Origin of the sequence: Thermohahella caldifontis, assembly GCF_041153465.1 — a bacterium.
Lineage (GTDB): Bacteria > Pseudomonadota > Gammaproteobacteria > Pseudomonadales > Oleiphilaceae > Thermohahella > Thermohahella caldifontis.
On sequence record NZ_CP154858.1, the window covers coordinates 3,253,983 to 3,265,854 of the forward strand.

Here is an 11,872-nt window from a genome sequence, read left to right on the forward strand (position 1 = left end):
AATCAATTTGTACAAGGTAAATCGTATGATTCCTGTCGGTGTCAGTGCCTGTGTTCTGGGTGAGGAAGTCCGTTATGATGGCGGGCACAAGCGCCACCGCTTTGTGACCGACGAACTCTCCCGCTGGTGGACCTATGTGCCCATCTGTCCGGAAGTGGCCATTGGCCTCGGTATTCCTCGTCCGACGATCCGTCTGGTGGAAGTGGACGGGCAGATCCGCGTCCAGGGCTCCCAGGACGCTGGTCTGGATGTCACTGACAAGATGCATGCCTTTGCAGATGAAAAGCTGCCTTCGCTGAAACACTTGTGCGGTTATGTGGTCTGTGCCAAGAGTCCGTCCTGCGGCATGGAGCGCATTCCGGTGTTCAGTCACGGAAATCCTCAGGGCGAGAAACGGGGGGTGGGGCTCTGGACGGCACGCCTCATGGAAGCCATGCCCTGGCTGCCGGTAGAAGAAAACGGACGACTGCAGGATCTGGCTTTGCGGGAAAACTTTGTCATGCGGGTGTTCGCTCTCCATGACTTCTATCGGGCCTTGCCCGAGGATGCCCCGGCGGACGCCTATGTCCGGTTCCATACCCGCTACAAGTACACGTTGATGGCGGCCAGCCAGCAGGAAGCCTCCCGGCTCGGACAGCTCATCGCCAGTGTGGGAACGCAGGCCGGGCCCGAATTCTGGCGCACCTATCGCCAGCAGTTCATGGATGCGCTCAAGACGGTGGTCACGCGTCGCCAGCATGCCAACGTGCTCATGCACCTGCAGGGTTACTTCAAGCAGTTGCTGAGCCCGGAGGAAAAAGCCGAGCTGACGCGGCTCATCCACGCCTACCGGGAGGGGGAGGCCCCTCTGATGGCCGTGCTGTCCGTGCTGCGTCACCTGATGGTCCGGCATCCTCAGCCCTATCTGGAAGACCAGCACTACCTGAACCCGTACCCCGCGGACCTGAAATTGCGTGTGGCGCTCTGACATGAACGAAGACAGCAAGACACGCTACAGTATCAAGCATGTCAGCGAACTGACCGGGGTGCTGGGCGTCACGCTCCGGGCCTGGGAGCGCCGGTACGGCTTGCTCAAGCCCGAGCGCAATGAACAGGGGCACCGGCTCTACACACCGGAAGATGTGCAGCGGATCCGCACCATTGTCGCCTGGCTCAATCAGGGGGTGGCCATCAGCAAGGTCAGACCGTTGCTGGACGCTCAGGCTCAACCTGAGGATTACAGCGAGCCCCTGCCCGAAATGCACGACATTCTGAGTGCGCTGGACGCGCAGGATGAGGAGCGGGCACAGCGACTGCTGGAGCAGACCATGAAGGCGTACCCCCATCAGACGCTGCTGGATCAGATTGTGACACCGCTCGAATTCGAGCTGGCCGCCATGCCGTCTCCGCAGCGGGATCTGGCCATGGCGCTGTGGCGTCTGATCGTGATTCGCTGCTGCGCGCCGCTCATGCGCAAGCCGCTGCCCCGCAATGCACCGGAATGCCGTGTCCTGGCACTGGACTGGCAGGCTGAATCCCTGGCCTGGTGGACGGCGCTGGGCGAATACCTCCGTGGTACCCGGGTGCACCTGATGCCGCTCCCGCAACCGGATGCGGAAACCCTAAGTGCTCTGTGTGCACAGGATCGGCTGCCCTTGTACATGGTCGGGCACCAGCCACTCAGGGAAGATGTACTGGTGTTTATCCGTCAGTTGCACAAAGGTGGCAGACAGGTCATTCCGCTGGGAGCACTGGTGTTCTGGCTGGCATCGAGAACGGAGTCCGTGACATGATCGGTGTCTGGTTCCGCCGGGACCTGCGGGTGCTCGATCATCCGGCCCTGACCGCAGCCGTTCAGGAGGCCGTGCGTCATGGGCTGCCGGTTAGAGCGGTCTTTGTGGCGACGCCGGAGACCTGGGATGCTCATGACCGGGGACCGGCCTGGCTGCGTGTGCTGGGCCGGCGCCTCCTGGCATTGCGGAACAGGCTGGCTGACTTGGGCATCGTGCTGGATGTACTTACCGTGGCCCGGTTTGCGGAGGTCCCTGCGGCGCTGGAAGCCTGGTGCCGGGCACACCATATCCATACGCTCTGGGCGCATCACGAATATGAATGGGATGAGTGTCAGCGTGACGATGCGGTGCAGCAGCGGCTGGACATTCCGTTTCTGAGGCTGCATGAGCGCACACTGGTGACACCGGGCACGGTCCGGAATCAGAGCGGCGAGCCCTACAAGGTGTATACAGCGTTCCGGCGTGCCTGGCTGCAGGTGCTGTCCGGCCAGACCCTGGCGGTGCTGCCGGCTCCGGCGCCTGTCGGCCCGCCCGTCTCGCTGGATCCGCTGAACCTGCCGGACTGGGCCAGCGGTGACACGCCCGTGCCGGACCGTCCGGTGGACGATGATGCGTTGCTGACGGCGCTGGAAACCTTTGCAAACAACCGTCTGGCACGTTATGCCGTGGAGCGTGACCGGCCGGATCTGGACAGCACGAGCCAGCTTTCTCCCTGGCTCTCCATCGGCGCGCTGTCGGCCCGCCAGTGCCTGACAGCCGCGCTGGAAGTCTTTCCGGATGGGCTCGTCAACCCGCAATCGCCGGCCTTTGCCTGGATCAATGAACTGGGATGGCGGGACTTCTATCAGCATCTCATCGTGGCCTGGCCGGCACTGGTCCGGGGGCAGCCCTTTCAGGTCTGGACCCGGCGTGTGGCGTGGCGGCAGGATGAAGCGGCCTTTTCGCGCTGGGCCGAAGGGCGCACCGGCTTTCCCATTGTGGACGCGGGCATGCGTCAGCTGCGGGCGACTGGCTGGATGCACAATCGTGTGCGCATGATTGTGGCCAGTTTCCTGACCAAGGACCTGCTCATCCACTGGCAGGCGGGCGAACGGTTTTTCATGCGACATCTGGTGGACGGTGATTTTGCCGCCAACAACGGTGGCTGGCAGTGGGCCGCATCCACCGGCACGGACGCACAGCCCTATTTCCGGGTCTTCAATCCGGTCACTCAGGGCATGCGTTATGACCCCGAGGGGGAATATGTGCGCCGCTGGGTGCCCGAGCTGGCCGGTGTCCCCGGAAAATATGCTCATACCCCGCTGCTCTGGGCAGAAAAGCGGAACATGCGACTGGATTATCCGGCACCCATGGTGGATCACAAGCAGGCCCGGTTGCAGGCCCTGGAAGCGTTTGAACGGGCGCGTTGAAAGTGCCCTAGCCTGAAGGGCTTTGGGCGACCTGTGCCTGCCACACTTCCAGGAAAGCCTCCGCTGGCATCGGTCGGCCGTAGTAGTAACCCTGCAGGTGGCCCACCCCCTGGCTGATCAGGGCTTCAGATTGCTGCCGGGTTTCCACGCCTTCCGCCACCAGATGAAATCCGAAACTTCGCGCCAGCGCCACGATGGCTTCAATGATGGGCGAGGTCGGGGTGCGTTCTGTCAGGCTTTCCACGAAACCCCGGTCGATCTTGATTTCATCCACCGGTAAGTTCTTCAGATAGGCCAGCGAGGAGTAACCGGTTCCGAAGTCATCAATGGAGAGACGGAAGCCGGCGCAACGCAGCTGCTCCAGTACCATCCGGACTTCCGCCGAGGTGTCCATCAGCAGATGCTCCGTCAGTTCCAATGTGAAGCGTCGCGGGCTCAGGCCCGCTGAGGTCACGATGTCCAGTGTGCTGGCAAGGGGATTGGCGTGGAACAGACTGGGGCTGATATTCACGGCAACACGGAACGCTGAGGGGAGGCGCCCCAAGGCTTCCAGTGCTCGGACCAGATCGCACGCGTGTCGCATCACCACTTTTTGCAACGGGTGAATCAGCCCGGTCTGCTCGGCCACGGGCAGGAACTGATCCGGCGGAATCATGCCCCGCTCCGGATGGGGCCAGCGCACCAGCGCCTCTGCGCCCGTGATCCGTCCCTGCGCATCCACCTGGGGCTGAAACCAGGCTGTCAGAATGCCCGCCTCCAGTGCCTGCTGCAACGCTTCTTCCGTCCGCAGATAGTGATCAACCGCTTCCTGAAGCTGAGGATCATAGAAGGCAAACCGGTTGCGTCCGCTGGATTTGGCATGGTACATGGCAATATCGGCCTGCCGGAGCAGGGCATCAATACTGGCACTCTTTGCATCGATCATGCTGATACCGATGCTGGCACCAATGCGGTACTCCGTACCGGAAAGTGAGAACGGTCGTATGAGTTCGTCCAGAATCCGTCTGGCCGCTTCGGCCGCGTGTTCTGCCATTTCCAGTGTCTGATCCCGGCTGTGATCCAGCACAATGACAAACTCGTCGCCGCCGATCCGCGCCACCAGATCCGATGCGCGCATCAGGCGCCTGAGCCGGTCCGCAACCTGCTGCAGCAGGCGATCACCGATACTGTGCCCCAGCACGTCATTGATGCGCTTGAAGTGATCCAGGTCGAGATAGAGCAGTGCGCCCACTTCATCATGGCGCAGGCTGAGCTCCAGCAGCTCCTCCAGGCGATCGGTCAGCATGCGCCGGTTGGGCAGGAGGGTCAGCGGATCATAGTAGGCCAGATGGCGGATCTTTTCTTCGGCCAGATGGCGCTCGGTCACATCACGGGCCATCCACAGCACGTGACGCCGCTCCGGGCGGGCCGGGTCATAGTGGTCGACCGGTGCCGTCCGGCCTTCAAAGATTCGTGAGCCCTGGGCCAGGGGGAGCTGATATTCAATCGTCTGCTGCTCACCCGTTTCCAGGGTATTGCGGATCACCGCCATGACCTGTGCGGCGGCTTCCGGAGGCAGGACCTCTTCCACGGTTCGGCCGATCAGACTGTCCCGGGGCTGGAACAGCAGCTCGTCCCGGGCTCCATACACCGCCTCGTAGCGGCCCTGATCATCGATGATGAACCCCAGATCGGGTATCAGTCGCGTGAAGGCGCGCAATTGTTCGTTGGTGGCCCGGAGCTCGGCCACCAGCGCCTGTTCCCGCTGGCGTGTCCGGTGGCGCTCGATGACAATGGCGCAGAGGTGAGTAAACCGGCTGATCAGCTCCAGATGCCAGGGCTCGGGGGCCTTGGGTGTCGGATAATAGATGGCAAAGGTGCCCAGAATGGCGTCATCCTGCCCCCGTATGGGGGTGGACCAGCATGCCTTGAGTCCGTGAGGAAGCGCCAGATCCCTGAACTCCGTCCACAGCGGATCGGTGGCAATGTCCGAGACAATCACCTGCTCCCCGCGGCAGGCTGCCGTTCCGCACGAACCGGCTTTCGGGCCGATGGCCACACCATCGACAGCCGCACAGTATGCCGGCGGCAGCGAGGGGGCGGCGCCATGGCGAAGGGTATCCCCCTCCAGCAGGAGTACCGAACAGCGGGCATCGTCGCGGGCCAGCATGGCTTCCACAAACAGACAGACTGACTCAAGCGTCTCCTGCAGGGGCGCGCCCTGGGCTATTTTCTCGATGATGGCCTGCTGTTCGGCCAGCAGGTCAGCCAGATTCTCAGGTTTCATGATCAGGGGGCCTTGGGGGCATCGATTGCAACCGGTTGTTCGTCAAGTGTAGCTCAGATTTCACCACAAGTGATAAAACTGTACCATTCTGGTGCCTGTTTCGTGGACTTGCTGACTTACCTCTGTAGAATGAGGTCTGGTGTGGGCTCAAGGGGAAGATATGGATCTGGTCTTTCAGTTGGTTGCGGCGACGCGCGCCTGGTGGCCGCTGGCTGTGACGCTGCTGATTTCCGTCAGCATACTGGCCGGCACTCACTGGATCCTGCTGGGTCGTCATGAAAACCTCAGCAGTGAAAAGCGCTTTGCCCGGCAGCTTATCATGTTTGGCCTCACGGTCACGGCCATTGCCGCCGTGGTGCTGGCCATGCCCATTCCCGAGGGACTCAAGGGGCAGGTGCTGGGATTCATGGGCTTGCTGCTCTCGGGTGCCTTTGCGTTCTCTTCCACCACCATTTTTGCCAACCTTATGGCAGGTATCATGCTGCGGGTCACCCGGCCGTTCACCATCGGGGATTTTATCCGCGTACAGGGGTTTTTCGGCAGGGTCTATGACCGGGGCCTTCTGGATACGGGTATCCAGACTGAATCGCGGGAGTTTGTCTCCATTCCCAATGCCGTGTTTATCCAGAACCCGGTATCCGTGATCCGCAAATCGGGAACCCTGATCAGCTGTACCGTCACACTGGGCTATGATGTCCATCACGCGACGGTGGAGAAACTGATGCTGGATGCCGCCCGTAACGCCGGGCTGGATGAGGCCTTTGTCATTATCGACAACCTCGGAGACTTCAGTGTGGCCTACCGGGTCAGCGGATTGCTGACGGAGGTCAGTAGCCTGGTCTCGGCGCGCTCGAAGCTCAGCAGCAGCGTGCTGGACAGTCTGCACGGTGCAGGCGTGGAGATCGTGTCTCCCAACTTCATGAACCAGCGGGTGCTTGACCCTGACGTGCCGGTGATTCCCAAGGCGGACTGGCGGCGCTCTGGCAGGCAGGAAGAAAAGAAACGTGTGGAGGATGTCGCCTTTGACAAGGCAGAAACGGCTGCGACCGCTTACGCACAGCGCAAGCAGATACTGGTTGAAATTGATCAGCTGAAGACCCAGTTAAATGAAGCGCCAGACAAGACGACGAAGAAACAGATCGAGGCGCGCCTGCAGGCTCTGGATGATGCACTGAAAGCCATTCCCGAGCCGGATGCCGATGCGGAAGAGCGCAAAGTGAGCCCCGGGGAACCTGAAGAGGTCGCCGGCACAAATCCAGACACACAGGAAAGAAAAGATGTTCCCCATCCGTGACACCATTCCCAGCCGCTATGTGCCCTGGATGACCTGGCTTCTGATCGGCCTCAACAGCGCCATTTTCCTGTTTCAGGTGTCCCTGCCGCCGGAACTCCAGGAGCGTTTCATCTACATGTTCGGATTGGTCCCGGCACGATACAGTCAGCCGGAATGGGCGATCTGGGCCGGCCTGCCGCTGGGTGACTACTGGCCATTCCTCACCAGCATGTTCCTGCACGGCAGCTGGATGCATCTGATTGGCAACATGTGGACCCTGTGGATTTTCGGAGACAACGTGGAAGACCGCATGGGGCCGTGGCGCTATCTCGCCTTCTACATTCTGTGTGGTCTGGCGGCGGCTGTGCTGCACACCCTGCTGAACCTGGATGCCCGCATTCCCACAGTGGGGGCATCAGGTGCCATCTCCGGCGTGCTGGGTGCCTACTTCCTAATGTTCCGTCACTCGCAGATCATTGTCATGGTGCCGGTGCTGATTTTTCCGTTTTTCTTCACCATACCCGCAACGCTCTACCTCCTGGTCTGGTTTGGCATGCAACTGCTGCCGGGCACGGCCAGTCTCTTCATGCCGCAGAACATGGGCGGTGTGGCGTGGTGGGCACATGTGGGCGGATTCATTGCCGGCATGGTACTGTACCGCCTGTTCCTCGACCCCTTGCGCAACCTGCGCTTCTACCGTGATCAGGCCAGCTGGCGAACCCTTTTCTGACAACAGGAGATTCACATGGACATCACCCAACTTTTCTGGCTGTTCTTCATTCTTTCTGCACTTCAGCCGGTGATGCGACAGCGCATGCTGGAAGCGGCCCGGGTCCGGGCCATCGCCCGGCTGGAAAAGGAACGCAAGAGCCGCGTCATCATGATGGTGCACCGGCAGGAGACCATGAGCCTGCTGGGTTTCCCGCTCATGCGTTTCATTGACGTGCAGGATTCGGAAGAAATCCTCCGTGCCATCCACCTGACGGACAAGGACGTTCCCATTGACCTGGTCCTCCACACGCCGGGCGGTCTGGTTCTGGCTTCAGTTCAGATCGCGCGGGCGCTGAAAAAGCATCCTGCACCGGTGCGGGTCATCGTGCCCCATTACGCCATGTCCGGCGGCACACTGATTTCACTGGCAGCCGATGAAATCATCATGGCCGAACATGCTGTGCTCGGACCGGTGGATCCGCAACTCGGACAGGCACCGGCGGCTTCCATTCTGCGTGCCATCGAGCGCAAGCCGGTGGAAAAGGTGGACGACCAGACGCTGATCATGGCCGATCAGGCCCGCATGGCCATTGACCAGGTCAGGGCTGTTGTGCGGGAGCTGGTCTCCGGCCGCATGGATGACAGTCAGGCGGATGAGCTGGCACGCAAGCTGTCCGAAGGGATCTGGACCCATGACTTCCCCATCAACGCACAGATGGCCAAGGACCTGGGCCTGAATGTCTCCACCGACATCCCGGCAGAGATCATGGAAGTGATGGCGCTGTATCCCCAGCCTGTCCGTCACAGCGGGGTGGAGTACCTGCCCGGCCGCCGCGTGACCGAGCACAAGTAATCAGGTCTGTGCCGCCCGGCGTAACAGGACGCGAGGGGAAAAGCCGGTCACCAGCATGGTGCCGGCGACCACCAGTGCCCCGCCGAGGGCGGTGTTCATGCCCACAGGTTCATTCAGGAAACTGTGCCCCCAGAGCACGCCGAACAGCGGGATCAGAAAGGTGACGGTCAGGGCCGAGGTGGGCCCGGCAATGGCAATCAGGCGGAAATACATCAGGTAGGCCACGCCGCTGCAAAGAATGCCCAGAGCCAGGATAGCGGCCATGACTTCCGGGGTCGGCAAGGCTCCGGGAGGATTCAGGGGCAACAGGGGCAGCAGCGCGAACGTGGCCATCCACATGCTGCCGTGTGCATTGTTGAAGGCCGGAACCTGAGGCGCTTCACGGGCATAGCAGGATGCGATCCCGTAGCAGAGTGGTGCGGCCACGGCCGCCGCAAGGGCCCGGAGACCCTGACTGCCGGAAGGCAGCCCGGACAGCCCCACCAGTACCGCAACACCGCCGATACCCAGCACCATGCCGGCCAGCACACGGGCCTCAATGCGCTGCCGGGTCCAGGCTGCCACCACCAGCGCACCCCAGATGGGCGCGGTGGCATTGACGATACTCAGCACTGAGGCCGACAGGGTCTGTGCCGCGTAGTTGTACAACAGGAAGGGCAGGGCGGAATTGATGACACCGAGAATGGCAAAGTGCCGCCGGTGCTGCCAGAAATGCAGCGGACGTTTCAGAAACCGGGCCACGACAAACAGGAACAGCGCCGCCAGGCCCACCCGCAGGTCAGCCAGCCAGGCCGCCCCCAGCACCGGCGCACTGATCCGCATGAACAGAAAGGAGGCCCCCCAGATGGCTGCCAGCAACACCAGTTGAGCGAAGGTTCCTGCAGACATTCACTGTTTCCCTGACTCCCGAGGAAAATTCACTATAACGACACGCCTCAACCAAGACCACCCGTTTCTTGTGCGTAGATGCCGAAGTGACAGCATCAGCGTACTCAAAAGTGCATAAAAGCGTTCGCACGCCACACGGACTGCCTATAATATGAGCCGCCATTCAGACGTTTGATCTTGTTGCTCAGAGGAGTGGAATTGAAACAGACTGCCCGCGCCACAATGGCCCTGCTGCTGTGCCTGTTCCTGTTGGCGCAGGCGAAGGCCCATGATGTCTGGGTGCAGGCCAACCGTGCGGACGCACTGGATGATGCCCCGCCTTTTCCCCCTCTGGATCAGGATAGCCATGGAGGCGGTCTGAGCCTTGAGGTAACCCCGGACAACAGCCTGTCCCTGACCTTCAGCCAGGGCGAAGGCGGTACCGATGAATGGTCTGTGGCCTGGTCCTACCGAGCGGATCCATGGGGGCTGGGCATCTCTTTCGGCCAACTGGACGAATCAGTCTCCCGTACCTGGCAACAGGGACAGGATCACGCCCGGCTTGATCAGACCCGGGATGAACAGAACCTGCGCATCCGGATATCGCGCAACTGGCAGCATCAGGATCAGTTTCTGGAAGGCAGCCTTTCGCTGGCACACAGTGAATCCGATACCACGCGCCAGGCAGCCGTCTGGCGCGAGCACCCAGTGCTCGGCCGGATTCCGCTCATGGCGGGTCGGGAAACAGCCCGCTTCGAGGACTGGACGCTGGACCTGGATCTGACAGCGGGTACTTATTTTTATGGTGAATCCTGGGCGCTCTCGCCCTGGTTGGGCGCAGGCTGGTCAATGGGGTTGAGCGAACAGTCTGAAGGTACCACGGAGGGGTTTCGCCGCCTGTCGCTGAAACGAATCCGGGCCGGCCGGACGGAGAGCGCCTTCGAGTCGACGCCGGATACCGGTTACATCACCGCCGGTGTCACGCTCTATCCCGGTGAACACTGGAATCTGGATCTGTCATGGAGTCGCACGGTCGGCGGGGATGAAGCGCGACCGTTGACCACCCTGACCCTGGGCTACTTTTGGGAGTGAAAAACAATGACTGACGTGGATCTGGAATCGGCCTTGCCGGTGTTCGGCACCGTGCCGGATGCCATCATTGACGCCATTGCCGAGAGGGGATGGTATGTGGGAGAAGAAGTCCTGCCCGCGTCGCTCATGCTCGCACTGCGCGAGGATGCACAGGCGCGCCGGGCCGCTTTTGATGCGGCGGGAACCGGCCGGGGCCTGAACCATGATATCCGTCGCAGGCTGCGTACCGATGCCATCCAGTGGCTGGACGGCAGTTCCGAAGCACAGCGAGCCTGGCTGGAGGGCTGCGAGGCACTGAGGCTGGCCTTCAACCGCCATCTGTTCATGGGGCTGTTCAATTTTGAATGTCACTATGCACGTTACGACAGCGGTGACTTCTATGGCAAGCACGTGGATGCCTTCCGGGGTGAGCGCAACCGCGTACTCACGGTGGTCACCTATCTCAATCCGGACTGGCAGCCGGAAAACGCGGGGGAACTGGTGATCTACAGGCCGGACTCGGATGAAGAACTCACCCGTGTCCTGCCCAGACTGGGTACGCTCGTGGTTTTTCTCAGTGAAGACTATCCGCACGAGGTTTTACCGGCCCGACAGGAAAGGCTGTCCATTGCCGGCTGGTACCGCATCAACACGTCCTCGTCTGACAGGGTGGATCCTGCCCGTTGAGTCGCTCTGGATGAATGCTCTTATCTGGTCTATACATAAGGACAGAAGTGATTACTGACTCATGGGACGGTGTGAATGAACCGGAATGGTTTCAGGGTAGGGCGCTGGTGCAAGGTGGCGGCTATATGCCTGCTGCTTCTGGGTACTGTGACCGCCCGGGCCGACCACCACGAAGGCGACAACAGTTGCCGGACACTCGTGGTCACGGGAAATCCCGAATACCCGCCCTGGTTGTGGTCCGTCAACGGTCCCGGTGGCGAGCTGGAGGGTGCCGCGGCGCAGTTGCTCCGGGAAGCCCTCGACGGCAGCCCCTGGACGCCCGAATTCCGCGCCGTGGAAACCTGGGCCCGGGCCCAGGCAGAAACCCGTCTGGGCCGTGCGGACATGATTGCCGGCGCCTTCATCACCGCTGAACGTCAGACCTGGATGGACTACATCCAGCCCCCCATGGCCGACATGCCCAATGTCATCTTCACCCGCAAGGACGGCGTCTTCGCGTTTGACAAATGGTCGGATCTGATTCCGTACCGTGGCGCCACGCTGCTCAACAACAGCTTTGGTCAGGAATTTGATACCTTCGCACGGCAGAATCTGCGTATCGAGGAGGTCGGTTCCATTGAGCAGGCCTTCCGCATGCTGGCCCGCAAGCGCGTGGATTATGTGGTGTTCGAACGCTACCAGGGCATGATTCTGCTCAATGTCCTCAGGCTGACCGACGTCATCGTCCCGCTGCCGCATCCCGTCAATGCCGAAGGGCTCTACTTCACCGTGTCCAAGGCCAGCCCCTGCAACACGGAAGCACTCAAGGCCCATCTGGCACGTCGGGTGGCCGAGCTTGTCGGGCAGGGCAGACCCGAAGCACTGGCCGAACACTACACGCGCATGTGGGCAGACAGGCAGCCGCCCCGAAAGGCACACTGATCCGGCCCCAAAAACAGGTGCGATGCCCGCACCGGCTTGGGT

At 61.4% G+C, this 11,872-nt stretch carries 11 protein-coding genes; 9 read left to right on the plus strand and 2 right to left on the minus strand.

Translation table 11 applies throughout. The features are described 5' to 3' along the window. Positions 1-25 precede the first annotated feature (25 nt). Genes AAIA72_RS15810 through phrB form a run of 3 tightly spaced genes read left to right on the plus strand, consistent with a single transcriptional unit; the run spans position 26 to position 3,181 of the window. Entirely contained in the window at positions 26-967 is a 942-nt protein-coding gene (locus AAIA72_RS15810) for a YbgA family protein (protein ID WP_369601246.1), read from the plus strand. Between the two features lies 1 nt (position 968). Further along, positions 969-1,772: a MerR family transcriptional regulator gene (locus AAIA72_RS15815; protein ID WP_369601247.1), complete on the plus strand. Its 804-nt coding sequence runs from the start codon at positions 969-971 to the stop codon at positions 1,770-1,772. Further along, entirely contained in the window at positions 1,769-3,181 is a 1,413-nt protein-coding gene (phrB, locus tag AAIA72_RS15820; protein WP_369601248.1) for a deoxyribodipyrimidine photo-lyase, read from the plus strand. The genes AAIA72_RS15815 and phrB overlap by 4 nt, the downstream gene beginning before the upstream one ends. A gap of 7 nt (positions 3,182-3,188) precedes the next feature. Here the strand turns inward: phrB and AAIA72_RS15825 are convergent, their stop codons facing one another. Continuing rightward, positions 3,189-5,447 (minus strand): EAL domain-containing protein, encoded by a 2,259-nt coding sequence (locus AAIA72_RS15825; protein WP_369601249.1) that lies wholly within the window; start codon positions 5,445-5,447, stop codon positions 3,189-3,191. Positions 5,448-5,607: 160 nt separating this feature from the next. Between AAIA72_RS15825 and AAIA72_RS15830 the strand changes: the two genes are divergently transcribed. The 3 genes from AAIA72_RS15830 to AAIA72_RS15840 are packed head-to-tail and all read left to right on the plus strand — an operon-like array spanning position 5,608 to position 8,284. Beyond that, complete coding sequence (locus tag AAIA72_RS15830) at positions 5,608-6,741, plus strand: mechanosensitive ion channel domain-containing protein (RefSeq protein WP_369601250.1); 1,134 nt, start codon at positions 5,608-5,610, stop codon at positions 6,739-6,741. Further along, entirely contained in the window at positions 6,725-7,450 is a 726-nt protein-coding gene (locus AAIA72_RS15835; RefSeq protein WP_369601251.1) for a rhomboid family intramembrane serine protease, read from the plus strand. The genes AAIA72_RS15830 and AAIA72_RS15835 overlap by 17 nt, the downstream gene beginning before the upstream one ends. Positions 7,451-7,465: 15 nt before the next feature. Further along, the gene (locus AAIA72_RS15840; protein WP_369601252.1) at positions 7,466-8,284 is read left to right on the plus strand and encodes an ATP-dependent Clp protease proteolytic subunit; all 819 of its coding nucleotides are present in this window, start codon (positions 7,466-7,468) and stop codon (positions 8,282-8,284) included. Here AAIA72_RS15840 and AAIA72_RS15845 read toward each other — a convergent pair whose 3' ends face one another. Continuing rightward, complete coding sequence (locus AAIA72_RS15845; protein ID WP_369601253.1) at positions 8,285-9,172, minus strand: DMT family transporter; 888 nt, start codon at positions 9,170-9,172, stop codon at positions 8,285-8,287. 198 nt (positions 9,173-9,370) lie between these two features. Here AAIA72_RS15845 and AAIA72_RS15850 point away from each other — a divergent pair, with 198 nt between their 5' ends. The 3 genes from AAIA72_RS15850 to AAIA72_RS15860 all read left to right on the plus strand — a co-directional run bounded on the left by AAIA72_RS15850 (position 9,371) and on the right by AAIA72_RS15860 (position 11,830). Beyond that, positions 9,371-10,243 (plus strand): hypothetical protein, encoded by an 873-nt coding sequence (locus AAIA72_RS15850; protein WP_369601254.1) that lies wholly within the window; start codon positions 9,371-9,373, stop codon positions 10,241-10,243. Between the two features lie 6 nt (positions 10,244-10,249). Further along, positions 10,250-10,909 carry a 2OG-Fe(II) oxygenase gene (locus tag AAIA72_RS15855; RefSeq protein ID WP_369601255.1) on the plus strand — a complete coding sequence of 220 codons (660 nt, stop codon included), beginning with the start codon at positions 10,250-10,252 and terminating at the stop codon, positions 10,907-10,909. Between the two features lie 75 nt (positions 10,910-10,984). Next, positions 10,985-11,830: a substrate-binding periplasmic protein gene (locus AAIA72_RS15860; RefSeq protein ID WP_369601256.1), complete on the plus strand. Its 846-nt coding sequence runs from the start codon at positions 10,985-10,987 to the stop codon at positions 11,828-11,830. The last annotated feature ends 42 nt before the right edge of the window (positions 11,831-11,872 follow it).